Origin of the sequence: Neorhizobium sp. IRS_2294 (assembly GCF_050500145.1) — a bacterium.
Lineage (GTDB): Bacteria > Pseudomonadota > Alphaproteobacteria > Rhizobiales > Rhizobiaceae > Neorhizobium > Neorhizobium soli.
Window position 1 is genome coordinate 2635571 of the sequence record NZ_CP191439.1, and the last position, 21809, is coordinate 2657379.

At 60.1% G+C, this 21809-nt stretch carries 29 protein-coding genes; 19 read left to right on the plus strand and 10 right to left on the minus strand.

Features of this window, described 5'->3' with window-relative positions:
* Positions 1–33: 33 nt before the first annotated feature.
* The gene (locus ACQY1K_RS12765) at positions 34–465 is read right to left on the minus strand and encodes an organic hydroperoxide resistance protein (RefSeq protein ID WP_062582523.1); all 432 of its coding nucleotides are present in this window, start codon (positions 463–465) and stop codon (positions 34–36) included.
* A gap of 127 nt (positions 466–592) precedes the next feature.
* On the opposite strand from ACQY1K_RS12765, the gene ACQY1K_RS12770 reads away from it, so the two are divergent.
* Entirely contained in the window at positions 593–1054 is a 462-nt protein-coding gene (locus ACQY1K_RS12770) for a MarR family winged helix-turn-helix transcriptional regulator (protein ID WP_082476256.1), read from the plus strand.
* Between the two features lie 113 nt (positions 1055–1167).
* The gene (locus tag ACQY1K_RS12775) at positions 1168–1977 is read left to right on the plus strand and encodes a formate/nitrite transporter family protein (protein WP_430257538.1); all 810 of its coding nucleotides are present in this window, start codon (positions 1168–1170) and stop codon (positions 1975–1977) included.
* A gap of 7 nt (positions 1978–1984) precedes the next feature.
* Here the strand turns inward: ACQY1K_RS12775 and ACQY1K_RS12780 are convergent, their stop codons facing one another.
* On the minus strand, positions 1985–3025 hold the full coding sequence (locus ACQY1K_RS12780; protein ID WP_062455036.1) for a phosphatidylglycerol lysyltransferase domain-containing protein: 1041 nt from the start codon (positions 3023–3025) through the stop codon (positions 1985–1987).
* A gap of 142 nt (positions 3026–3167) precedes the next feature.
* On the opposite strand from ACQY1K_RS12780, the gene ACQY1K_RS12785 reads away from it, so the two are divergent.
* The 8 genes from ACQY1K_RS12785 (at position 3168) to ACQY1K_RS12820 (ending at position 8826) form a co-directional block, all read left to right on the plus strand.
* Positions 3168–4328: a flavin-containing monooxygenase gene (locus tag ACQY1K_RS12785; RefSeq protein WP_430257539.1), complete on the plus strand. Its 1161-nt coding sequence runs from the start codon at positions 3168–3170 to the stop codon at positions 4326–4328.
* A gap of 116 nt (positions 4329–4444) precedes the next feature.
* Positions 4445–4627: a hypothetical protein gene (locus ACQY1K_RS12790; RefSeq protein ID WP_062582515.1), complete on the plus strand. Its 183-nt coding sequence runs from the start codon at positions 4445–4447 to the stop codon at positions 4625–4627.
* Positions 4628–4641: 14 nt separating this feature from the next.
* Entirely contained in the window at positions 4642–5166 is a 525-nt protein-coding gene (locus ACQY1K_RS12795) for a GXWXG domain-containing protein (RefSeq protein ID WP_113109829.1), read from the plus strand.
* Positions 5167–5277: 111 nt separating this feature from the next.
* A complete protein-coding gene (locus ACQY1K_RS12800; RefSeq protein ID WP_092659988.1) occupies positions 5278–5679 on the plus strand; it encodes a DUF2177 family protein in 402 nt (133 codons plus the stop codon).
* Positions 5680–5949: 270 nt separating this feature from the next.
* Positions 5950–7029, plus strand: a complete 1080-nt coding sequence (locus ACQY1K_RS12805) for a PAS domain-containing protein (protein WP_430257540.1) — start codon at positions 5950–5952, stop codon at positions 7027–7029.
* The gene (locus ACQY1K_RS12810; RefSeq protein WP_430242585.1) at positions 7026–7322 is read left to right on the plus strand and encodes a hypothetical protein; all 297 of its coding nucleotides are present in this window, start codon (positions 7026–7028) and stop codon (positions 7320–7322) included. The genes ACQY1K_RS12805 and ACQY1K_RS12810 overlap by 4 nt, the downstream gene beginning before the upstream one ends.
* Complete coding sequence (locus tag ACQY1K_RS12815) at positions 7322–7693, plus strand: response regulator (protein ID WP_062455024.1); 372 nt, start codon at positions 7322–7324, stop codon at positions 7691–7693. The genes ACQY1K_RS12810 and ACQY1K_RS12815 overlap by 1 nt, the downstream gene beginning before the upstream one ends.
* A gap of 41 nt (positions 7694–7734) precedes the next feature.
* Positions 7735–8826, plus strand: coding sequence for a sensor histidine kinase (locus ACQY1K_RS12820; RefSeq protein WP_245341542.1), 1092 nt, complete (start codon positions 7735–7737; stop codon positions 8824–8826).
* Positions 8827–8876: 50 nt separating this feature from the next.
* On the opposite strand, the gene ACQY1K_RS12825 is transcribed toward ACQY1K_RS12820, so the two are convergent.
* Complete coding sequence (locus tag ACQY1K_RS12825) at positions 8877–9293, minus strand: nuclear transport factor 2 family protein (protein ID WP_430257541.1); 417 nt, start codon at positions 9291–9293, stop codon at positions 8877–8879.
* Positions 9294–9382: 89 nt separating this feature from the next.
* Between ACQY1K_RS12825 and ACQY1K_RS12830 the strand changes: the two genes are divergently transcribed.
* A complete protein-coding gene (locus ACQY1K_RS12830) occupies positions 9383–9760 on the plus strand; it encodes a GFA family protein (RefSeq protein ID WP_430257542.1) in 378 nt (125 codons plus the stop codon).
* Positions 9761–9787: 27 nt separating this feature from the next.
* On the opposite strand, the gene ACQY1K_RS12835 is transcribed toward ACQY1K_RS12830, so the two are convergent.
* Positions 9788–10585, minus strand: a complete 798-nt coding sequence (locus tag ACQY1K_RS12835; RefSeq protein WP_244631413.1) for an alpha/beta hydrolase — start codon at positions 10583–10585, stop codon at positions 9788–9790.
* A gap of 263 nt (positions 10586–10848) precedes the next feature.
* Positions 10849–11025: a hypothetical protein gene (locus ACQY1K_RS12840; protein ID WP_430257543.1), complete on the minus strand. Its 177-nt coding sequence runs from the start codon at positions 11023–11025 to the stop codon at positions 10849–10851.
* Between the two features lie 334 nt (positions 11026–11359).
* Between ACQY1K_RS12840 and ACQY1K_RS12845 the strand changes: the two genes are divergently transcribed.
* Both ACQY1K_RS12845 and ACQY1K_RS12850 read left to right on the plus strand, forming a co-directional pair.
* Entirely contained in the window at positions 11360–11995 is a 636-nt protein-coding gene (locus ACQY1K_RS12845) for a hypothetical protein (protein ID WP_113109825.1), read from the plus strand.
* A 131-nt stretch (positions 11996–12126) separates the two neighbouring features.
* Positions 12127–12630 carry a CopD family protein gene (locus ACQY1K_RS12850; RefSeq protein WP_180215467.1) on the plus strand — a complete coding sequence of 168 codons (504 nt, stop codon included), beginning with the start codon at positions 12127–12129 and terminating at the stop codon, positions 12628–12630.
* Here the strand turns inward: ACQY1K_RS12850 and ACQY1K_RS12855 are convergent.
* Complete coding sequence (locus ACQY1K_RS12855) at positions 12608–13108, minus strand: DUF2231 domain-containing protein (RefSeq protein WP_062460587.1); 501 nt, start codon at positions 13106–13108, stop codon at positions 12608–12610. The genes ACQY1K_RS12850 and ACQY1K_RS12855 overlap by 23 nt on opposite strands.
* Before the next feature lie 60 nt (positions 13109–13168).
* Here ACQY1K_RS12855 and coxB point away from each other — a divergent pair, with 60 nt between their 5' ends.
* Genes coxB through ACQY1K_RS12870 form a run of 3 tightly spaced genes read left to right on the plus strand, consistent with a single transcriptional unit; the run spans position 13169 to position 16686 of the window.
* On the plus strand, positions 13169–13837 hold the full coding sequence (coxB, locus tag ACQY1K_RS12860; RefSeq protein WP_430259008.1) for a cytochrome c oxidase subunit II: 669 nt from the start codon (positions 13169–13171) through the stop codon (positions 13835–13837).
* Positions 13834–16341: a cytochrome c oxidase subunit I gene (ctaD, locus tag ACQY1K_RS12865; RefSeq protein ID WP_430257544.1), complete on the plus strand. Its 2508-nt coding sequence runs from the start codon at positions 13834–13836 to the stop codon at positions 16339–16341. Before coxB ends, ctaD begins: the two co-directional genes overlap by 4 nt.
* The gene (locus ACQY1K_RS12870; protein WP_062460593.1) at positions 16342–16686 is read left to right on the plus strand and encodes a hypothetical protein; all 345 of its coding nucleotides are present in this window, start codon (positions 16342–16344) and stop codon (positions 16684–16686) included.
* Between the two features lie 21 nt (positions 16687–16707).
* On the opposite strand, the gene ACQY1K_RS12875 is transcribed toward ACQY1K_RS12870, so the two are convergent.
* Complete coding sequence (locus ACQY1K_RS12875; RefSeq protein ID WP_062460596.1) at positions 16708–17217, minus strand: sigma-70 family RNA polymerase sigma factor; 510 nt, start codon at positions 17215–17217, stop codon at positions 16708–16710.
* A 199-nt stretch (positions 17218–17416) separates the two neighbouring features.
* Here ACQY1K_RS12875 and ACQY1K_RS12880 point away from each other — a divergent pair, with 199 nt between their 5' ends.
* The gene (locus tag ACQY1K_RS12880) at positions 17417–17851 is read left to right on the plus strand and encodes a pyridoxamine 5'-phosphate oxidase family protein (RefSeq protein WP_174196260.1); all 435 of its coding nucleotides are present in this window, start codon (positions 17417–17419) and stop codon (positions 17849–17851) included.
* Between the two features lie 95 nt (positions 17852–17946).
* On the opposite strand, the gene msrA is transcribed toward ACQY1K_RS12880, so the two are convergent.
* A complete protein-coding gene (gene msrA / locus ACQY1K_RS12885; RefSeq protein ID WP_174196259.1) occupies positions 17947–18450 on the minus strand; it encodes a peptide-methionine (S)-S-oxide reductase MsrA in 504 nt (167 codons plus the stop codon).
* A gap of 160 nt (positions 18451–18610) precedes the next feature.
* On the opposite strand from msrA, the gene ACQY1K_RS12890 reads away from it, so the two are divergent.
* Positions 18611–19054, plus strand: coding sequence for a hypothetical protein (locus tag ACQY1K_RS12890; protein ID WP_113165507.1), 444 nt, complete (start codon positions 18611–18613; stop codon positions 19052–19054).
* A gap of 32 nt (positions 19055–19086) precedes the next feature.
* Positions 19087–19464, plus strand: coding sequence for a PH domain-containing protein (locus ACQY1K_RS12895; protein WP_062460606.1), 378 nt, complete (start codon positions 19087–19089; stop codon positions 19462–19464).
* A 120-nt stretch (positions 19465–19584) separates the two neighbouring features.
* On the opposite strand, the gene ACQY1K_RS12900 is transcribed toward ACQY1K_RS12895, so the two are convergent.
* Positions 19585–20748: a zinc-dependent alcohol dehydrogenase gene (locus ACQY1K_RS12900; RefSeq protein ID WP_062460610.1), complete on the minus strand. Its 1164-nt coding sequence runs from the start codon at positions 20746–20748 to the stop codon at positions 19585–19587.
* A gap of 55 nt (positions 20749–20803) precedes the next feature.
* A complete protein-coding gene (locus tag ACQY1K_RS12905; protein ID WP_082476460.1) occupies positions 20804–21760 on the minus strand; it encodes an SDR family oxidoreductase in 957 nt (318 codons plus the stop codon).
* Between the last annotated feature and the right edge of the window lie 49 nt (positions 21761–21809).

Here is a 21809-nt window from a genome sequence, read left to right on the forward strand (position 1 = left end):
GGATGTTCCCAATCGAACGACTTCCGTTTTCGATCAGGTGCGGATCGTAAAATCGACGTCGACGCTTGCCTTGATCGCGTTGGAATACGGGCAGATGTCGTGGGTGACTTCGACGAGCTTCTGTGCGTCGGCTTCCGACATACCCGGCAGATAAACATCCAGGGCAGCGGTGATGCCAAAGCCGCCTTCCGAGCGCGGGCCAATGCCGACGGTTGCATCAACGGTCGAACCATCCGGAACCTTGGTCTTCAGCTGCGTAGCGCCGACGCGCAGGGCGCCGAGGAAGCAGGCCGAATATCCAAGCGCAAACAGCTTCTCCGGATTGGCGCCATCACCGCCGGGGCCACCGAGTTCCTTCGGCACGACCAGCTGCAGTTCCAGCGTCCCGTCGGAAAGCGCCGTCTTGCCGTCACGGCCACCGCCGGATGCAGTTGCGCTGGTCTTGTACTTCGCGTCGACAGACATAGTCTTCTCCTGGGTTGGGGCGGATGAATTTTCTTAATTCGCAACTCAATTGCACGCCATTGATATCGCGCTCTGCAGCGCCTGTCAATTGCTTGCAATTACCTTGCGCACAATATAGATTGCGCGAATGACAGATATCCCTGAAAAACCGGCATCGGTTGAACTCGACCAAATGCTGTGCTTCGCCGTCTATAGAGCGGAACAGGCCTTCAACCGGGTCTACCGGACTGCGCTGGCGCCGACGGGGCTGACCTATCCGCAGTTTCTCACGATGAAGCTTCTGTGGAGCGAGGGCAGCCTTTCCGTGGGCGAGATCTCGCAAAGGCTCGGCGTCGATTCCGGCACGACCACGCCATTGATCAAGCGGCTTTCGCTGATGGGTCTCGTGACAAAGATGCGCAGGGACGACGACGAGCGCCGCGTCGATATCTACCTGACGGAAAAAGGCCGCGCCCTACAGGAGAAGTCGGACGCCGTGACGCAGTGCATCGTTGATGCCGTCGGCATGGATCAGCCTCAAGTCAACGCGACCTTGGCGACCATAAACGCTCTCAGCGCGAAACTGAGTGGAACCACGTCGGACCTCTAAGGACGCAGTCCCACGACACCCTCCTCAAAACAGGCTCACGGGATCGTGCCCTTCCCGGATTCGTCGTCTGTCTCATTTACGTCCTCGCCGGACACGATCGACAGGAGGATGTCATGTCGGACACCAATTCACTACCGCCACCGCCCGACCTTTGCGAGACGGTCTTTTCTGCCTGCGAGGACAAAGCCGGCCTTCCCCTCAGTAAGATGATCATTCTCGGCATGCTTGCCGGCATTTACATCGGCTTCGGTGGACTGTTTGCGACGGTGGCACTGGCTGGCGCCGACAGCCTTCCCTTCGGCGTCGGGCAGATCCTCGCCGGCACGGTGTTTTCGCTCGGTCTCGCACTGGTGATGGTCGCCGGCGCAGAATTGTTCACCGGCAACACACTGATGATCGGTCCGGTGGTTGCCGGACGGATCCCCGCTGGCCGGGCGGCGGGGGCGTTGACGACTGTCTATCTGGCCAACTTCGCCGGTTCGATTGCGCTTGCTGTCGTCGCGGTTTTCGCCGGCTTGCATGAGGCCGGCGACGGAGCGGTCGGTCGCGCGGCATTCGAGCTTGCTGAAACGAAGACTGCCAAGGGGTTCGCAACAACGCTTGCAAGCGGCATCCTTGCCAACACGCTTGTCTGTCTCGGTGTCTGGCTGGCCTATGCGGGCCATACGGTCACGCAGAAGATTTTCGGTCTGCTTCTGCCGGTCGCAGCGTTCGTCGCGGCAGGCTTCGAGCACTCCATCGCCAACATGTATCTGCTGACCTATGCCACTCTCGTCCAGGGCATGCTTGAACCCTCGACGGCGCTGTTGGGCATCAGCGACATCTTCGGCAACTTGCTGCCGGCAACGATCGGGAATGTGATCGGCGGAGCCTTCGTGGCCCTCGCCTATTCTGCGGCTTACGGAAAGCCGGTTAAGAAGTGACCTCGGCTCAGAGGGTCTTGAGCAGTCTCAAAAGAGCAAGCATTTCCAGAGGGCTGCGACGCTTGAAGGCGATGTAGGTCGGCTCTTCGGCGCCATGGAACCGGCGCTTGAATGCCGCCTGTCCCTGCAGGTTGAAGATCCTCTTGTTGATGGCCGGCGACTTGTAGGCATATTCGAACCTGCCGCGCCAGAATGCGCTTTCCGCAAACCCGCTTGTCGTGATCGCCGCAAGGGGCGAAAGCCCAAGCGTCACCAGCGACCTGCCCTCTTCCCTGAAGCGGTCCGTCGCAAACTTCGTCAGACCGATCTCGGCATGCGGGGTCGTCCCTGTCTTCTTCCGCTTGAACGTGGACGTGTATCCCGTCACCTGCCCCGCATCGAAAATCGGATCGAAATCGAGCACGGCGATGGTTTCGCCTTGCGGATCGAGGATCAGGAACCGGCGCATATGCGCCGACAGCTCGGCTTTGAACGGCCTGTTCAGGAAACACATTTCCCGCCGACGGACGATGCGGCCAGCGCGCCATTCTTCGGAAACGGCCTTGATCTGGTCGGGCCTGGCCAGACTGCCGTCACACTCGACAATCCGGTAACCGTTCTTCAGCAGCCACCGCTCCGAATAGCGGACCGTCTCGTTCTTCTTTCCGGCAAACGAATGCTCGTTGAGCACGAGATGGGTATCGACGCCCATCTGATTGATCCGGTAGCCGAGCCGAGACAGTGTCTCTGCCGTCTGCCGGCCGATCTGCACGAAACAGGGACGTTCGGCCGCTGCGACGAAATCAGACACGTACCGGGCACGATCGGCCTTGTCGGCGACAGGATCGCCCAAGGCAAACATGTGCCCCATCTTCGTCGCGTAGGCGATATATCCCTTGTCGTCGCCGAAGTGGCTGAGGTTCTTCTGAACCGCCGTCGAATACGCCAGCGAGAAGTCGCCGTGTTGCCGGCAAAGCTCCATCCTGCGTTCATCTGACAACTGAGCGGACGCGAGATTCGGAAGGCCACGGTCAAGAACCGAGTCGATATACCCGCGGAGGCCTGCCATACGATTTTCCTCAAAGTCGATGTCCGTACTTTTGGCATGCGCGTCTTACGGTACATAGAGATATTCTAAACTGGGAGGGCATCTCCCCGCTGTTTCAGGATTGGGTGTTGCAGCAGCGCATGTTTTTCAGCATTGTCTGGCCATGAATCTGCCCGCTGAGCCTCTCCAAATCGAAGATGTCGTGGTCATTGGTGCCGGGCTTTCTGGAATGACCGCCGCCTATGAGCTGGGAAGGCGCGGCATCCGCGCCCGAATCATTGCCCGTGAAGAGCAGGTCGGATCGACCTGGCGCAAGCGCCATCCGCAGCTCTCTCTCAACACGCATCGCGACATTTCCCACATGCCGGGGCTGCAATACCCGAGCGGAACCTCGGCTTTTCCAAAACGCGACGTGGTGGCCGAGCATCTGGCGCAGTTTGCCCGTGACAACGCCCTTGATATTGAACACTGCGTTTCGGTTGAGGCGTTGAGCAGACGCGACGGCGTCTTCCATCTTGCAACATCCGCCGGTCCGGTTTTGTGCCGCAACGTCGTGGTCGCCACAGGACGCGATGGCGATCCGTGGCAACCTCTGTTCAAGGGTGCGGAAAACTTCGGCGGACAAAGCATACACGCTTGCGACTTCGGGGATGCGAAGCAGTACCGGGGAAAGCGGGTGCTGATCGTCGGCGCCGGCAATTCGGGGTTCGACATTGCCAATCACCTGGCGAAGGTCGATCTGGCCGACTGCTGGTTTTCCGTTCGCACCGGTTCATCGGTTCTTCCCAAGCGATTGTTCGGCGTGGCCGTCCATAAATTCTCGCCATGGCTGGCACGTCTTCCCACGCCTGTGGTCGATATCGCAATCTCGCTGACGGAACGCATGGCCTTCGGGGATCTGACCAAGCTCGGGTTTCCCAGATCATCGCACAAGGCCGCAACGCGGCTTGCCCGCGATCATGTGGCGATCCCGGTCGATGACGGCGCCATCAAGGCCGTACGTGAAGGCCGCATCAAGGTTGTCGGCGAAGTTGTCGAATTCACGCAAGCCGGCATCGTTCTGCACAAGAACGGCGTGGTGACAGCCCCGGATGTGATCATCTACGCGACCGGTTACGGCGCGCACCATCAATCGCTTCTTGGCAAGCTGGTCATCGAGAACGGTCACGTCCCATCCCCGAGCGGCCCTGATATTCCAGGCCTCTGGTTCATCGGTATGACGCCGGGCCTTATCAGCTATTTTCACAATGCCAGAGAAGAAGCAGTCGAGATGGCCGCCGCGATTCGATCGCGCCTGGACACGGACGCGCGCTCAGGCCGTTGACACAGAGTTTTGCCAACCGGTGATGCGGCGGACAACGGCCCCATGGAACATTTTGCCGTGCCCACCCATTCCTGACTGAGCCTCTACAGTCTTGTAGCAGCCGAATGGGAGATATCATGGACGATAACAAGAACGCTCAGGAAGCCGTCGAAGAAACTGGCAAGAAAGCGCCGGCGACATCGGATAGCCCCGCCGCCGGTCCGCACGCCAAGCCTGAACTGATGGATGAGAGCAAGACGCCTGGCACAGGCTCGTTGCCGGATACGGATGACGAGAGCGTTTCGCCGGGCGGCGGCTGAGGACCGCGAAAATAATGACAAAAAGCCCAGCGCAGGCATTGCAGGATGAAAGCGCCGAGTGGTTCGCGTCCCTTGAGCCGGTCAGGCCTCAGGACATGGTCGGCCTGTGGAGAGGCCGCGGCCACCCGTCCGGCCATCCGCTCGATGGCGTCCTTGAAAACCTGCGCTGGTTCGGAAAGCGCTTCCATCCGGACGGGCGGGCTGATGCGCTGCTGTTTGAGGGCGCACCGGGCAGGCTGGTTGCAGTCGACCCGAAAGTGTTTCCCATCCGGTGGGCGATCCGGCTTGCAAGGTTCGGCCGCACCTCGAGCGCGGTGAACCTGTTTTCCCACATACGCCCGCGCGTGCGCGCAAAATCCACCACCGCATCCCTGGAAAACAGGATGGATCGCGACGTGTTGACTGCCGCGATGGTCTACGACCAGCAACCGATTACCGACATGTTCCGGCGGATCTCCTATACAGAGATTGCGGGCAAGATGATCGTCGAAGGCGACCCACGCCGGTATTATTTCCGTCTCGAGAAAGTCGTCGATTGACCGCTGCGCAAACGGTCCTCGCCGCCTGCGATCACAACCACATTGGTCGGGCGGAACAAGGTGAACAACACAGGGTTATCTCTGCACTTCAACCCTGATGTGGAACGCCTCATGAAATCTCTCGCCATTGCCTATGTGGCTACTCTCGTTTCCTTTCTCGCAATCGACGCTGTGTGGCTCGGCCTTGTTGCCGGCAAGATGTACCGGGAAAAACTCGGCGACCTCATGCTTCCCTCTCCCAATCTCGGGATCGCTGCGATCTTCTACCTCTTCTTCGCGGTTGCGATCGTCATCCTGGCGGTAAAACCGGGTCTCGATGGAGGGTCTTTGTGGGTTGCGATCGGATGTGGCGCATTGCTCGGTCTGGCCGCCTACGGCACCTATGACATCACCAATCTCTCGACACTGAAAAACTGGCCGGCTTCGCTTGTCGTCATCGACATGATCTGGGGAACAGTCCTGACGGGCATCGCCAGCGCCTGCGGTTACATCGCCGCCCGCTCCATGAGCTGAGCTTGATCCGCTCAGTCCGCCCCCCTACGAAGCAGCTCCGTCGTTGCTCCCTGCTTCCCAGCCATTGGAAGCAGGGGAAAGTTATGATTTATGGGCGGCCGTAGAACACTCTTCTAGCACCTGGAACAAACGACCGGTAAAGGCGTTCCTGTGCGCGCGCTGATGAAGGACGGTAAGGAATTGACGCTGGAAACCAATCCAGAGTGTCGAAATCTATTCGACGTATATGACTGGGAATCCTCAGATATAGGCCCGAAGGATCGCTGGGCCGTGGAGTTGCGGACTCTGGTGAACGTCATGCTCGGGTCGCTGCAACCGATGCTGATCGTGTGGGGCCCTTCACAGACGACGCTCTACAACGACGGCTACGCCGAAATGTGCGGCAAGCGGCATCCGGCCGCATTCGGAAAACCCTTCGGCGAACTGTGGCACGACATCTGGGATCAGGTGGAGCCGATCATTTCTGCAGCCTATGCCGGACAAGGTACGTCGATGGACGATATCGAGTTCGTCATGCATCGCAACGGCGTTCCCGAAGAAACGCATTTCGCCTTTTCCTACACGCCGGTCCGAGACCCCTGGGGAACGGTGCTGGGAATGTTCTGCGCCTGCACCGAGCAGACATCGACCGTGGCGGCACGAAACGCCGAACGGACCCTGCGGGAGCGCTTCGAGCAGGTCTTCGAGCTCAGCCCCGGCGGTATCGCCATGCTGACCGGACCCAATCACGTCTTTGAATACGCCAACGAAGTCTACTATTCGATGATCGGCAGCGGCCGCGACATCATCGGCAAGACGGTCGCCGAGGCCGTGTCGGAAGTGGTCCGCCAGGGTTACATCGACATCCTCGACAGAGTTTACCAGACGGGCGAACCCTTCGTTGCGAAAAACCTTCGGATCGAATTGAACAGAGGAACCGCCGGCGAAAAGCAAGACCGGGTCATCGATCTCGCCTATCAGCCCATGGTGGAGGACGACGGCAAGGTCATCGGCATTCTCGTTCAGGCAATCGATGTCACGGAGCTTCGAGCGGAGGAGGAAAAACAGGCACAGCTGTCGCATGAACTGGGGCACCGCCTGAAAAACCAGCTTGCAATGGTGCAGGCGATCGCATCGCAGACGCTTAGAAATTCGACAGACCTCGCCAGCGCCAGAGTCCGCCTTTCGGACCGGATCGCCGTCCTCAGCGCCGCCCACGATACCATTCTGCTAGGCGGTATGGGCGCCTCGACTGTCACGCAGCTCGTCGACAAGATGACGTCCCTTCATGACGACCCTGCAAATCCCCGCATCACCGTTACAGGCACGAATATCAAGGTCGGCTCGCGCCCTTCCTCTCTCTCTCGTTGATCCTGCACGAACTGGCGACGAATGCGGTCAAATACGGAGCCCTTTCGCTTCCGGACGGGCGGGTCAATATCCAGTGGAAGATCGCCGGCCCGAAATCGGATCGCTTCGAACTTATCTGGACCGAGACAGGCGGGCCGCCGGTGCAACAACCCGAAGGCCCCGGCTCCGGTTTGCGTCTGATCAATGCCGGGCTCAACGGGACCGCAGACAGTACCGTCGCCTTCACATTCCAGCCTTCAGGTCTCACCTTCCGGATTGACGCAGACCTCCAGGGTTTCCAGCAGGAACATTGATGAAACATCATCCCATCCTCGTGGTTGAAGACGACGGTCTGATCCGCATGGATCTGGCGGACGTCCTCAGCGACAGCGGCTTCGATGTGGTCGAAGCCGCCAATGCCGATCAGGCGCTTGCGCTTCTGGAGGCCGGCATTCCGGTCAAGGCGATGCTGACGGATATCGACATGCCGGGATCGATGAACGGCATCAAACTCGCAAACCTGACGGCTTCGCGGTGGCCGGAATGCAGAATCATCGTCATCTCTGGACGTTTCTCGCCCGATCAGGGTAGTTTGCCGCAGGGAGCACGCTTCCTGTCGAAACCGATCTCGGAACGCCAGCTCAGCGTCGCGCTCTTCGAATTGGGATTATCTTCAACGATCTGAATGAGGTACATCGAGATCGCCCACCGCGAAAGAACCACGAGATGACAAGACCTCTGTCCAATATTGGCAACGGCCGGATGGCGAGGCTGACGGCTGAATACGACTGGTCGCCAACATCGCTGGGACCGATTTCGTCATGGTCCGAAGCGCTGACCTCTGTCATCGAAATGATGCTGGGCCAAAAGCATGCGATCTGCGTGTTCTGGGGGGAGCAACTCAACATCCTCTATAACGATGCCTACGCACCGCTTCTGGGCGCAAAGGAAGCCGGCGCCCTCGGTCAGCCTGCCAAACAGGTCTGGTCGGAAATCTGGCCGGATATCGAGCCTTTCGTCAACCAGGCGCTGTCGGGAGATGGAACCTGGGCCGAGGAACTTCCTCTGACGATGCGGCGCAACGGATACGACGAAGAGACCTTCTGGACCTTTTCCTACAGCCCGCTCTACGAGAAGGGCGAGATCAAGGGCATGATCAACATCGCCCTCGACGCAACGCCGGGAGTGCTCGCCCGCAGGAACCAGCGCGCATTGCAGCGCGAGCTGGTACACCGCGTCAAGAATACGCTTGCGGTAACAGCCGCGGTCGTTTCCTCGACGCTGCGTCAGGCAAGCAGCCTCGACCAGGCAAGGGCCACCGTCTCGGACCGGATCGCCGCGCTTGGGAGCGCGCAGGAACTTCTGCACGATTCTGCCGACAACACCCCCGTCCGGGGGATCGTCGAGGCAGCCCTTGCAGCGCATCTCGATCGGTCCGATCGTGCGGTGATCTCCGGGCCGGACCTCTACGTGGCATCGCAGCAGGCGATCGGACTCTCGCTCGCGGTCTACGAACTTGCGACAAACGCCGTGAAATACGGCGCCTTATCCACAGAGACCGGGCGGATCGGAATTTCGTGGGAAGTGACTGCGGATGGGACGTTCCATTTGGTCTGGCAGGAAACCGGGGGCCCACCCGTAATGGCTCCGGCCAGGACGGGATTTGGATCACGGCTGACCAACAAGATCGTGCCCGCGTATTTTGAAGGCGAAGGCAAGACCCTCTACAACTTCGACGGCGTGCGGTTCGAGCTTCATGGCAAGATCCAGACCGGGCGCCTGAACAGCGCCCGGGAGAACGCTGCCGCCCTGGTCTGACGGGGCTTCGGCAGACGGGATTTGGCCGCGATGACGATCTCGACATAAAGTCAGGCGGGCTCAACGTCGCTCGGCGTTGCATCCACCGCACGGGTATCGACTTTGGCGACAAGCTCGCGAGGATCGAAATAGGCCCGGAACGACTTGATCTTTTCGCCATCGCTTTCGAGAACGCTGACGCCTGAATAGGCCACGGACTGCCCCTCGACAACCGCGTCACTGCGCCATTCGAGTATCGCGACGCCATCGGTTTCGACGACGTTGATGAATTCGGACTCGATCGTTGAAAACGCGGCGCGATAGGCCGTCCAGAACGTCTGTGCGGCTCCCGACTCGGCTGAATCATGGATCGACAACGGGTTGGACAGGACAGCATCGTCGCGGAACAGGCCGGCGATGGCATCGACGTCGCTGGACTTTTCCAGACGATGAAGGGCAGCGATGAAATTGTCGGCCAGTTGGGTCATATCGGTTCCTTCTTGGATCTTGCAATTGGAACCAGCACCGGACGATGATGTTCCGGACAAAGACGAAGCGCATTCCGGAGGAGGTCGTCATGACGGTCGTGCGAATGGGTGGTTGCCTCTGCGGCAAGGTGACGTTCAGTGTGGCGGGCGAACCCACGCGGGTTGGGCTCTGTCACTGTACCGACTGCCGTCAGGAGAGCGGATCGGCTTTCACCTATTTCGGCATCTGGCCTGATCATGCTTTCTTGAGTGAAGGAACGACGGCCGAACAAGGGGGACGGCGCTTCTGTCCGTCGTGCGGTTCAAGGCTTTTCGCCTGCGACGAGCACGAAGCCGAGGTCAAGCTCGGAAGCCTGCGCGACGCGCCTTCGGGTATAGTGCCGACCTACGAACTCTGGATCAAACGACGGGAGCCATGGCTTGCCGCGCTGCCGGACGCGGAGCAGTTTGACGAGGACCGACCTTAGCTCCCGGGCGGTGCCCCGCGCTTGTTGCTAGCGATCAAACCGGTCGCGCAGAAAAAGCACGGCTTGCCTCGCCTCTTCGGACGAGATCGTGTGCCCGACCTGGGGATAGAGTTTCAAAGTAACGTCGTAACCCGCGCCCCGCAGCTGGCCGGCGGCGGCAACGGATGCCACGGACGGGATCGTCTGATCCGCCTCGCCATGCATCAGAAGAACCGGTATCTTCGAGGCCGAGGCCTTGGGCGGCAGCGGCAACAGGCCGGCAATACTGACGACTGCGCCGACCTTCCAGCGCCCGGAGGACACGGCATCCAGCGCCATGATTGCACCCTGAGACACGCCGACAAAGGCGACACTTTCCAGATCACTTTTGAAACCTTCGCGTTCGACGATGCCGGCCATCAGCTTGTCGAAAGCCTTTCTGGCACCTTCGATACGATCCGGCCGCAGCACCTGATCGTCGACCGCAAACCACTGACGACCGCCGGATCGATGCGCAAACGGCGCATCCGGCGCGACGAACCGCGTGTCCATCAGGATTGACTGCCAGGAATTGCCGATGGCCGCCATGACCGAACCGGAGCCTCTGATGCCGTGCAGGAAAATCACAAGACGACGCGGTTTCGTTTGAGAGGTTTTGATGGCAACTTCTCCTTTCGCCTGATCGACAAGAGGGACGCCCGCCTCGATCGGCCCTGCAACCGGTTTTGGCGCGCGCAGGTCAGCGCGCGTTCCCGAGGCATCCACGGCATGAGCCGGGCTGGACAGAAGCGTCATCAAGAAGATGGAAGCAGATGTGAACGGGACGGCGAAGTTCAGGCGCGGCATGGGTATTCCTGATTGATCCCACCCGAAACCACAGCCATCCCAAATCGTTCCGGAGACCCGCGGCAACGATTGCCCCTCGGCGATTACACTTTCGTGTGCAGTCCGGCGGCGGTTCGGCCAGAGCCGGTGCGAACCGCGTCCCGCATCGCCTGAGGTGGCGTCAAAACAAGACGGGCAGCGATGGAGGGGGAAGATACCCAACCCCTAAAACGACAAAACCCGCCGTGGTGAACGACGGTCTGATCAATAGTGTGGTAGCCCGCTTACTTCTTGGCGGAGCCGCCGCGGGGCGACGCCTTGCGGCCTTGGCTGTGCGCGCCGGTCGTCTTGGCATCATAGCCTTGGCCGTGATTTGTGCCACCGAGATGACCACCGCCGCTGGTATTCGCAATCTGTCGCTCAGCCTTCCTGAGAAGCAGCGCCGCATCGGTCTTTTTCATGATTGTCTTTCGGTATGTTTAGAATGAAAAAAGGCCGGGCAAAATTGCACCGACCTTCCTCATCGTCGCTTCATTCACCGGTGCCAGTACATCCGTGGTCAAAGGTAGGAAGCGAAAGCGGCAGTTGCGAACATCGAATAGCCCGACGCTCATCAGCAATGCCGATGCGCAGACCATGTCATGAGAATGTGTTCCTAACAAGTTGAAGGCACAGTCTTTGCCGACACAGCCAAATGAGAGCGTTTCGTCTGTGTTTCATACAACGCACAGCATCGGCCAAGTCTCAGCCAACAACGGCATTGACGCTAGTGACCCCGCGGACCATTTATCCTTGATGCCAAAACAAAAGACGAATGAGGGGCCGGAACTGTTTAAACAGTGGCCCCTGCCTCCCAAGGCAACGCTCGGCTCGGCGGTCCGCGCCAAGGGGATCCTGCTGGAGATCCGCGCGCGCCTGCCTGCCGCTTCGCGCAAGTTGCTGGATCTCGATGGAGGCAGCCTTGTGCTTGCGATGCCCGAGACGTCGAAGACCGAATTCCGTTTTGTGTCGGGCGTTGTCAGCCAAGCGCTCGTCGGCATCGAAGGCCTCGCCGTGATACCGCGCGAAATCCAGGATATCCTGACGATTTCCGCGACCGAAAGACTTCGCTGGCTCACCGATGGCCGCTTGCCCAGCGCCGGAACTCGCACCGTGCGGCTGGCGGGACGCGCAAAGAAGATCACCTTCCATGTCTTCGATCCACGCCTCGTCGAAGAACTCCTCGACGGTGGCACCGTCGACGAGTGGCGGGAGGACGACAAGGCGATGGCGGCGGAAAACAGACGGCGGGCCGCGCTCAAGACGAAGCTGACCCGCTCGCTGAAGACCGCCGCCAAACGCCAATCGACGGCTGGAAAAACGGCTGATGACAACGAGGGCGCGGGCCTGTCGGGCTGGGAAGAATTCGGGCGCGACGGGTTGCTCGGATAGTCCCACAGCCTTCGATCTCGCCGCGCACGGACGGCCGCTACGAGGTCCTCACAGATTCGTGTCCTGGAAAGACGGGTACACGGCTCCATTTACGCACGCTTGCACCACATCCGTCATGCATTGGGCCGGTATTGATCATCGCATTTCTGAAATTCGTTCACATCACCACGATTGCCATCTGGGCAGCCGGGTTGATCAGCTTACCGGGCCTCTACGTGCAACGTGCCCATGTGAAGGATAAGGATGCGCTTTACCGTCTTCAGATGATCGTACGCTACGCCTATGTGGCGATCATTTCGCCCGCGGCTTTCGTGGCGGTGGCCAGCGGCACGGCTCTGATTTTTGGACAGCAGACGTTTGCCGGGTGGTTTTCGATCAAGCTGCTGTTCGTTGGCCTGCTCGCCATCTTGCATGTCCTGACAGGCCTGATCATCATCCGGCTTTTCAAGGAGGGAGAGACGTATCCCGTCTGGCGCTTTGTTGCGGCAACCATCGTCACCACCGCGGTCGTTGGAGCAATCGTGTTCGTCGCACTCGCCAAACCGTTTATCGGACTGGAATTGCCCGGCGAATTCATGCGCCCGGGCGGCCTGCGCACGCTTGCCGAGCGCATCAGTCCTTGGCCGATACCATGAGGCCGACACCATGATCGAAAATCAGCTTGCCGCCATGCCATCCAGCCATGCCCGTCATGATGCAGGTGAGCAGAGACACAAGGATTCCATGCGGCAACACGTCGCCGGCGCCAGTGACCCGCAGACCCCAGTTGAGGCCGGCGCAGGCGATCAGCGTCACCGCGGCGATCGCATGTGCCCAGCTGGCGACGCGGCCGCGAATGCCCGGCACCGACAAAAGCTCGATCGTGCCGACAGCACCGGCTGCGAGACCGAAGAAAAAGACGCCACCGGAACTCCAGAGACCGGCCCGCAGCCAGAACGGATCGGCGGACCACCAGAACAGCGCATCGACCGCAAGCGTTATGAAGGCAAGGGCGATCGGGAAGTGCACGCTCATCGCATGCAGCGGGTGCCCGGCGACGGCAATTGCCGAGCTGGCATCCTTGTCCCTGACATCGGCCACGACCGGGTTCGTCGTTTCGGTATCGTCTTTCATTACGTCCCTCCGTTCGCAGGGCAAATCCATCAGGTCCGCACTTGGTTCCGCGTCCTCGCGCTGGCCTCTGTTTCTGCAGCGCTCAGCGGTTGCACCGGCGACCTCTCCGCGCTCGACCCCGCCGGACCATCCGCGGGTTCGATTGCCCAGCTGTGGTGGGTGATGCTGTGGGGGTCTGTCGTCCTCTTTACCCTCGTCGTCGGGCTCTTTGCCGCCACCCTGTTTCGCCCGTGCTTTGGACGCGGCCTCTCCCAGAGCGGCTGGATTGTATGGGGCGGCCTCGTTCTTCCCCTGCCCGTCCTCACCGCACTGACTTTCTACGCGTTTTCTCAAGGCGAATTTCTGTTGAATGGCGGCAGCGACAAGACCGAGGACGTGCTGGAGGTCAGGGCTTTCGGCAGCATGTGGCAATGGCAGTTCTCCTACCCGTCCCTGCCGGGCAGCCGGACCGCAACCGACCTCCTGCATATCCCGGCGGGCAGAACCATCGAAATCATCGCCGAAAGCGAGGACGTCATTCACAGTTTCTGGGTTCCCCGCCTTGGCGGCAAGATCGATGCCGTTCCAGGCCATGCCAACCGGCTGCGCATCCGCGCCGACCAACCCGGACGATATGGCGGCGTCTGCTCGGAATATTGCGGCACCGGACATGCCGGCATGCGTTTCGAGGTACAGGCGCACACGGCTGACGATTTCGAAAAGGCAATCATCGGGGAAGTCGCCCGATGACCGAACCCACGTCACCCGGGCACGACCCGATTGCGCTGCATCGCGCGCTGGACCGCTTATGGGCTGGAAAGCCCGGCTGGGGTCGTCTCGCTGCCGTCAACCACAATGTGGTTGGCGTCCGTTTCATGCTGACCGCTCTCGTGTTCTTTGGGATCGGCGGCATCCTGGCAATGTTGATCCGCACCCAGCTTGCCTCCGCCAACAGCGTGTTCATGGACGCCGAGACCTACGGTCAGGTGTTTACGATGCATGGCACCATCATGATGTTCCTGTTCGCGATCCCCTTCTTCGAGGGCATGGCGATCTACCTCTTGCCGAAACTGCTCGGCACCCGCGACCTCGCCTTTCCCCGTCTCGGGGCCTACGGCTACTGGTGCTACCTGTTCGGCGGCATGATCCTGATCGGCGCGCTGATCGGCGGCGTTGCGCCCTCCGGCGGCTGGTTCATGTACACGCCGCTATCTTCATCGGTCTATTCTCCCGGAATCAATTCCGACGTCTGGCTGCTCGGCATCACCTTCGTGGAGATCTCTGCCCTCTCCGCTGCCGTCGAGATCATCGTGACGATCGTGAAGATCCGCGCCGCCGGCATTTCGCTTGACCGGATGCCGATCTTCGCCTGGTACATGCTCGTGGTCGCAACCATGATGCTGGTCGGATTTCCGCCGCTCATCCTCGGATCGATCCTGCTCGAGGTGGAACGCGCCTTCGACCTGCCGTTCTTCGACCCCACGCGAGGCGGCGATCCGCTTTTGTGGCAGCATCTGTTCTGGCTGTTCGGTCACCCGGAAGTCTACATCATCTTTCTGCCCGCAGTCGGCGCGATCTCGACCATTCTCCCCGTGCTCTCAGGCACGCCGCTCGCGGGTTACCGGGTGATTGTCGCGGCCATCGTCTCGATGGCGTTTCTGTCCTTCGGCCTCTGGGTGCATCACATGTATACGGTCGGCATACCGCATGTGGCGCTCTCCTTCTTCTCGGCGGCGAGTGCGCTGGTCGCCGTGCCGACGGCGGTCCAGATCTTCGCCTGGCTCGCCACCATGGCGCATGGACGCCCGCGCTTTTCCATTCCGATGCTGCATATTTTCGGGTTCTTCTTCGTCTTTGTCATCGGGGGCCTGACGGGGGTTATGCTGGCCATGGTGCCGTTCGACTGGCAGGCCCACGATACCCATTTCGTCGTTGCCCACCTGCATTACGTTCTCGTCGGCGGCTTTATCTTCCCGATGCTGGCGATGGCCTATTACTGGCTGCCGCATTTGACCGGAAAACAACCCGTTCAACACCTGTCGAATGCGGCGTTCTGGATGATCTTCATCGGGTTCAACGTCACCTTCTTCTTCATGCACCTGACGGGTCTGCTCGGCATGCCGCGGCGCGTCTTCGAATATCCGACCGAGTTCGGATGGGAGACCCTGAATTTCATCTCGTCGATGGGAAGCTTCATCATGGCGATGGGGTTTGCGCTGGTGGCGCTCGATTTCATCCTTCTGTTCAAGTTCGGTCGGCCGTTCAGACGAAATCCGTGGAAGGCCGGGACGCTGGAATGGGCGATGCCGACACCCCCTCCGTCCTACAACTTCGCTTCCATTCCGAGGGTGAACAAACGCGCGGACCTGCTCGATCCCGATACGCTCGGCCCCTACCTTGCGTCTGGCCGCGGCTACCTCGGCATGCCGCGCAATGATCGCATGGAAGTGCTGGGCGTGGATCCGGTAACGGGAGAGCCGGACCAGGTGGTGATGCTGCCGCGCCAGACATACCTGCCGCTCTGGACCGCGATCGCCACAGGCGCATTTTTCCTGATGATGCTGTTCAAGCTTTATTGGGCAACGCCCCTGGCGCTGATCTCCATCATCGCCTGCTTCTGGCTTTGGACACGCCGCGACCCCCTCCCCGTCGAAAACGATCTCGTTCCGATCGGGCATGGGTTAAGCGTGCCGGTTCACCTGCATGCGAGCACGCCGCCATCCTATCTGGCGATGGTTCTCACGCTTGTCGCTGATGCGACGCTCTACATATCCCTGTTGTTCGGCTGCCTTTTCCTGTGGGTTTCCGCACCCAACTGGCCGCCGGCCGGCTTTGTCGTTGACGTAAAGCTGTTGGCGCTCGCCGTCGGCGGAGTGATCATGAGCTGTGTTGGAGGTCGTCTCGCCGCACGTCGCAACGGGGCAGTGACGGTGGGCAGCGCGCTGGCGCTGCTCGGACACCTGATCTCGACCGGGCTGTTCCTCGCCATCGCGTTGCTGGTCCTCCCCGCGCCGTCGGGCCATGCCGCGATCGCCTCCGTGTTCGTGATCTTCATCTACGCCGCCCTGCACGGCACCATCGGCGCCGTGTTTGCGGCCCACGCCCTGTGGACGAGCCTCGGAAACAGGAAGGCTATTCTCTCCCTCGATCTCAGGATTGGCAGGCTCTGGCATGACTACACGGCAGCAGCAGGCATCAGTGCCGCAGCATTCTATCTGACGCTGCAAAGCCTGATCGGCGAAGGAGGCCTATAAATGCGCCATCCGCTTCTGCTTGCAATCTCGGCGTTCGTGGTCTGGAGTGGTGCATTCCTGACGATCTACGCGGTTCAGGCGACCGGCTGCAGCCTGGACTGGCAAAGTGGCAACCTCGGAGCCTGGACATCGCCGCTCCGGCTGCTGTTGATAACGATGATGGTCGCCAGCGTTGCGGCGGTTGTCGTCATCCTGCTGCGCCAGTTACGACCGCGCCTGAAGGCACCGGTTTCGGAGACGTCCAGCTTCATCAACGGCGTTGCGATCTACGTGTCGATCGCCGCGCTGTTCTCGACCGCCTTCTGCTTCACCGGCGTCGTCTGGCTGACACTGTGTTCAGCCTGACGCGATCCGATCATCTGGCATTCAGATCGATGCCACGGTGGAAACAGTCTCGCCCATCTGGGCGGCGAGGAAATGCCGTGCCCGGCTGATCCGGCTCTTCACCGTACCGACGGCGACATTGCATTTATCGGCTGCAACGTCATAGGACTGACCGTCCTCGATCACCAGCTTGTAGGCATCCCGGTACGTCTCCGGCATCGCCATCAATGCCCGGTCGAACTCGCTCTTGCGGATGGCCCACTCCTGGGGCGAAGACGCTGCAGGCATGAGGTGCTCGAGATTTTCGGTTCCGATGCTCATGCGCTTTGCCCGCTGAAAGGCGGTATGATGGGTGTTGCGCATGATGGTGAACAACCATGATTTGAGGTTGGTCCCGGTGGCGAACGAAGGCAGCGCCGCGAGGCCCCGGAGCAAGGTTTCCTGGACAAGGTCGTCAGCATCGGTCGCGTTTCGATGGAAGCGCATCGCAAAGCGCCTCAGCGCTGGAATAAGTGCTACGACTTCGTGGTGCAATCTGAGATCGGCATCCATTCTCGTCTCCTCCTACTAGAGGTAACTCAAGTCGCAGTTGCGCTCATCGTTCCGTTCGATGACGCCCAATCCGGGAAGGGTACGTTAACGTACGTAGGTAGGTGACCGGATGCCGGTCTATGGCGCCCGAGACTGGCGCACCGGAACCAACGAGAGAACCGCCAGTTCCTACTCCATTCGAGCAACACCTGGAGCAACCATGTCCGAACTTACGCTGCACGACCTGTCGAAGAAGATGGCAAAGCTGGACTTTGCCATGCTGACCACCACGACATCATCCGGCAACCTCACTTCGCGACCGATGAGCAACAACGGCGACGTCGAGTACGACGGCGACAGCTATTTCTTCGCCTACGAGCAGTCGAGAAAGATTGCGGAAATCCGCGCCGACAGCGCAGTCGGCCTTACCTATACGGGCGCAGTCGGCATGCTGGGTGGTTCGCCGCTCTTTGTCGGCGTTGAAGGCTCGGCAACGCTCATCACCGACAAAGCGACATTCAAGGATCACTGGACCAAGGACCTCAACCGGTATTTCCCGGAAGGGATCGACACTCCCGGTGTCGTGATGATCCGCGTGACGGCTAAGACGATCCGCTATTGGGACGGCAGCGACGAAGGCCAGATCTCGCTGTAAGCTGATCTGTCCTTACGTGGGATGGCATTACGACTTGGGCCCGGTGTTTCCACCGGGCCCAAGTGCGTTTCGGGATAATGTTATCGGGCGACCCGTTACGCTGCACGCTTCGGCAGCCGCCAGTTGGGCCGCGGGAAGTGGCAGGTATAGCCATTGGGGATTCGCACCAGATAATCCTGATGCTCAGGCTCTGCCTCCCAGAATTCTGCCTCAGGCACGACTTCCGTCACGACCTTGCCCGGCCAGATACCGGACGCATTCACATCGGCGATCGTGTCAGCGGCAACATTCTTCTGTTCGTCACTGGTGAAGAAGATCGCGGAGCGATAGCTCGAGCCGACGTCGTTACCCTGCCGATTGCGGGTGCTTGGATCGTGGATCTGGAAGAAGAACTCAAGCAGGTCGCGGTAGGTCGTCTTGGTCGGATCGAAATTGATCTCGATCGCCTCCGCGTGGCCCTCGTGATTGCGATAGGTCGCGTTTGCAACACTTCCGCCCGTATATCCCACGCGTGTGGATTGGACACCGGGAAGCTTGCGGATCAGATCCTGCATTCCCCAAAAGCAGCCGCCTGCTAAAACTGCGCGTTCGGTTGTCATGATGTATCTCCTGTTCGTCCGTCTCGCCAATATATGGTGTCGCCTTCCGCATTTAACCAGACGGCTCGAACGACCGATCGCAGCACTTGTCGGTAAACGAGCAGAGCAGTGGAACTGTGCAACCCGCCGTCAGTTCGGGAACCTTGCAGGAGAAAACGCAATGTCTGATATCGACGACATCCACGGTGACAAATTCTCGGACACCTCGATCAGCGAGACAAGGGTTGGGCAATCGGTCGAAAGCCAGGCCCAGATCAGAGACGCGTCGGTGACGACCACGCCCGGCGAAACGCTCAACATCTACAGGCTCGAACCGACCGCCCGTAGCGACGATCCGCGGTGGCAGAATGCTCCCATGCAGGGCGCAGTCACGGTTGCCGCAAGGACTGCCGGCGATGCAAGGATTGTCGCGACCAGCCAGGAAGTTGACTTCCAGCAAGTTGACGCAGCGCCCGCCGAAGGCGTCAGCACCGACTTCGCCAGCGCGTTCCGGGATGAAAAGCTCTACACCGTCATTGAAATTGCGCGTGGCCGAACCGATCTCTCTCGCGGCGTCATCGACGCCGGTGGTGTGATCGAGACGATCAAGCCGCTTCAGGACTAAAAACCCAAAACCTTTGCCGGGAGATTGCAATCATGGGCCTTTTTGACGGATTTCTGGGCCATGGATCGACAGTCGACCCGGCGGACCTGAACAAGCGCCTCGATGGCGTGCTGATCGATGGAGAACAGCCGCAACTCGCCTTCAAACTCATCCGCGATTTCTTCGTCTTCACCCAGTATCGCATCATTATGGTCGACATCCAGGGTATGACGGGAAGTAAGGTCGACTACATGTCGATTCCCTACCGGTCGATCACCCGGTTTTCGGTCGAGACTGCGGGAACGTTCGATCTGGATTCGGAGCTGAAAATCTGGGTATCGGGTAGCGACAGCCCGATTGCGAAAACGCTGAAAAAGGGCACCGATGTGCGCGGCATACAGCGCGCGCTCGCGACCGGCATCTTCCGTTAAAATCAAGGTATCAAAACGACAATGCGGTTGAATGCACGGTACGTGCCCGGTGCTTCGCCGCATCCTCTCATGCTTACAAGGGAATGGCCTGCGGCAGATGCCGCAGGCCATTCGATCTGTTTAGCCGTTCGGGCGTATCACGACCTTGACGCAGCCGTCCTGCTTGTCGCGGAACGTCTTGTAGGCCTCCGGACCTTCCTCAAGTCCGATGCGGTGCGTGATCAGGAATGACGGATCGATCTTGCCATCCTGGATCAGCTTCATCAGCGGCTCGAGATAACGCTGAACATGGGTCTGACCGGTCTTGAGGGTCAGGCCCTTGCCCATGAAGGCGCCCAGCGACGTCGGAACGGCCGGACCGACAAACACGCCGGGAAGAGAGACCGTACCACCGGGCCGGCAGGCGAGGATTGCCTGGTTGAGCGCGTAAGGACGCTCGGTTGCCGACAGTTTGGTCTGAAGCGTTTCCATCACGCCACCGGCGCCATGGCTCTCAAGACCCACCGCCTCGATGACCGCATCTGGCCCAAGACCGTTCGTCATGTCGAGAATGCGCTGCTGCAGATCCTCATCCGCATAGTCAAGCGTCTCGGCACCGGACTGTTGCGCAAGCGCTAAGCGCTCCGGCACGGTGTCGATCGCAATCACGCGCTCTGCACCGAGCAGAAACGCCGACTTTATCGCAAACAGGCCGACTGGACCACAACCGAACACGGCAACCGTCTGGCCCTGCTTGATGTCGCAGTTTTCGGCCGCCATGTAGCCTGTCGGGAAGATGTCGGAGAGGAACAGGACCTGTTCGTCGGTCAATCCATCTGGCACCACGATCGGCCCGACATCGGCGTAGGGAATGCGCAGGTACTGGGCCTGGCCGCCCGGGATCTGGCCGTACATTTCCGAGAAGCCGAACAGGCCGGCCGTCGGATAACCGATCTGCTTGGCCTGCATCGCGCCGTTGGGGTTCGATCGTTCGCAAAGCGAGAACTGACCCCATTTGCACTGACGGCACTCGCCGCAGGAAATCGTGAACGGCACGACCACGCGGTCGCCGACCTTGAGCTTCGAGTTTCCGCGGCCGACTTCGACCACCTCACCCATCGTTTCATGGCCCATCACGTCGCCTGCGTGCATGCCGGGAACGAAACCACCATAAAGGTGAAGATCCGAGCCGCAGATGGCGCAGCTCGTGACCTTGATGATCGCGTCGCGGTCATGCTGAATGATTGGATCGTCTACTTCTTCGCAGCGGATATCACCGCTGCCGTGCCATGTAAGAGCTTTCACGTTCTAACCTCCGGTCGTGTTGCATTCGCGTTGGTGTTCATGCGCATGTTCATGTTCAAGGTTGCCCGCTGCCACCGGCAGCACCGTAGATCTGTCCCGTCGAGAAGCTTGCGCCGTTGTCGGCAAGCTGGACGTAGATCGACGCAAGCTCGGCAGGCTGACCCGGTCGGCCGAGCGGCGTATCGCCACCGAACTCGACCAGCTTTTCCATCGTCGCACCGCCCGACACCTGCAGCGGCGTCCAGACCGGGCCCGGCGCAACGCCGTTGACGCGGATGCCTTTCGGGCCGAGCTGCTTGGCCATCGACTTCGTGAAGCTCATGCCGGCAGCCTTGGTGATGGCGTAATCGACCAGGTTCTCGGACGGATCGTAGGCCTGTTCGGACGTTGTCTGGATGATCGACGATCCCGGCTGCAGATGCTTGAGCGCCGCCTTGGTCAGCCAGAACATCGCGTAGATGTTCGTCTTCATCGTCGCGTCGAAGGCTTCGGTGGTGATATCCGACAGCGACTGGGCCTGCTGCTGACGGCCCGCATTGTTGACCAAAATGTCGAGACCACCCAGAGCCTTTGCGGCATCTTCGACAAGCTTCACGCAGAATGCCTCGTCGCGCAGATCGCCGGGAAGCGCGATGCCCTTGCGACCTTCCTTTTCGATCAGGGCGATGACTTCTTTGGCATCCGGCTCTTCATCGGGAAGATAGTTGATCGCGACATCGGCACCCTCGCGGGCATAGGCAATGGCAGCCGCACGGCCCATCCCGGAATCGCCGCCGGTGATCAGAGCTTTGCGACCAGCCAGCCGGCCAGACCCCTTGTAAGACGTCTCACCGTGATCCGGCTTCGGCGTCATCTTGCCGGCCAGTCCTGGAAATGGCTGGGTCTGCTTCTGAAACGGAGGCTGCGGGTACTTGGTCGTCGGGTCTTCCATACTGGATGCCTTTACAGTCGTATCTTGAGAAAATGCCGGCAACGCCGAAGCGGCGAGCGCCGCTGTGGTGGACGCAAGCATGTGTCGGCGGGAAAGAATGAACGATGGGAATGTCGGCACGGTAATGTTC

Coding starts and splice junctions, on each gene's coding strand:
- ACQY1K_RS12765 (WP_062582523.1), bottom strand. CDS start 465: ATGTCTGTCGACGCGAAGTACAAGACCAGCGCAACTGCATCCGGCGGT.
- ACQY1K_RS12770 (WP_082476256.1), top strand. CDS start 593: ATGACAGATATCCCTGAAAAACCGGCATCGGTTGAACTCGACCAAATG.
- ACQY1K_RS12775 (WP_430257538.1), top strand. CDS start 1,168: ATGTCGGACACCAATTCACTACCGCCACCGCCCGACCTTTGCGAGACG.
- ACQY1K_RS12780 (WP_062455036.1), bottom strand. CDS start 3,025: ATGGCAGGCCTCCGCGGGTATATCGACTCGGTTCTTGACCGTGGCCTT.
- ACQY1K_RS12785 (WP_430257539.1), top strand. CDS start 3,168: ATGAATCTGCCCGCTGAGCCTCTCCAAATCGAAGATGTCGTGGTCATT.
- ACQY1K_RS12790 (WP_062582515.1), top strand. CDS start 4,445: ATGGACGATAACAAGAACGCTCAGGAAGCCGTCGAAGAAACTGGCAAG.
- ACQY1K_RS12795 (WP_113109829.1), top strand. CDS start 4,642: ATGACAAAAAGCCCAGCGCAGGCATTGCAGGATGAAAGCGCCGAGTGG.
- ACQY1K_RS12800 (WP_092659988.1), top strand. CDS start 5,278: ATGAAATCTCTCGCCATTGCCTATGTGGCTACTCTCGTTTCCTTTCTC.
- ACQY1K_RS12815 (WP_062455024.1), top strand. CDS start 7,322: ATGAAACATCATCCCATCCTCGTGGTTGAAGACGACGGTCTGATCCGC.
- ACQY1K_RS12820 (WP_245341542.1), top strand. CDS start 7,735: ATGACAAGACCTCTGTCCAATATTGGCAACGGCCGGATGGCGAGGCTG.
- ACQY1K_RS12825 (WP_430257541.1), bottom strand. CDS start 9,293: ATGACCCAACTGGCCGACAATTTCATCGCTGCCCTTCATCGTCTGGAA.
- ACQY1K_RS12830 (WP_430257542.1), top strand. CDS start 9,383: ATGACGGTCGTGCGAATGGGTGGTTGCCTCTGCGGCAAGGTGACGTTC.
- ACQY1K_RS12835 (WP_244631413.1), bottom strand. CDS start 10,585: ATGCCGCGCCTGAACTTCGCCGTCCCGTTCACATCTGCTTCCATCTTC.
- ACQY1K_RS12840 (WP_430257543.1), bottom strand. CDS start 11,025: ATGAAAAAGACCGATGCGGCGCTGCTTCTCAGGAAGGCTGAGCGACAG.
- ACQY1K_RS12845 (WP_113109825.1), top strand. CDS start 11,360: ATGCCAAAACAAAAGACGAATGAGGGGCCGGAACTGTTTAAACAGTGG.
- ACQY1K_RS12855 (WP_062460587.1), bottom strand. CDS start 13,108: ATGAAAGACGATACCGAAACGACGAACCCGGTCGTGGCCGATGTCAGG.
- ctaD (WP_430257544.1), top strand. CDS start 13,834: ATGACCGAACCCACGTCACCCGGGCACGACCCGATTGCGCTGCATCGC.
- ACQY1K_RS12870 (WP_062460593.1), top strand. CDS start 16,342: ATGCGCCATCCGCTTCTGCTTGCAATCTCGGCGTTCGTGGTCTGGAGT.
- ACQY1K_RS12875 (WP_062460596.1), bottom strand. CDS start 17,217: ATGGATGCCGATCTCAGATTGCACCACGAAGTCGTAGCACTTATTCCA.
- ACQY1K_RS12880 (WP_174196260.1), top strand. CDS start 17,417: ATGTCCGAACTTACGCTGCACGACCTGTCGAAGAAGATGGCAAAGCTG.
- msrA (WP_174196259.1), bottom strand. CDS start 18,450: ATGACAACCGAACGCGCAGTTTTAGCAGGCGGCTGCTTTTGGGGAATG.
- ACQY1K_RS12890 (WP_113165507.1), top strand. CDS start 18,611: ATGTCTGATATCGACGACATCCACGGTGACAAATTCTCGGACACCTCG.
- ACQY1K_RS12895 (WP_062460606.1), top strand. CDS start 19,087: ATGGGCCTTTTTGACGGATTTCTGGGCCATGGATCGACAGTCGACCCG.
- ACQY1K_RS12905 (WP_082476460.1), bottom strand. CDS start 21,760: ATGCTTGCGTCCACCACAGCGGCGCTCGCCGCTTCGGCGTTGCCGGCA.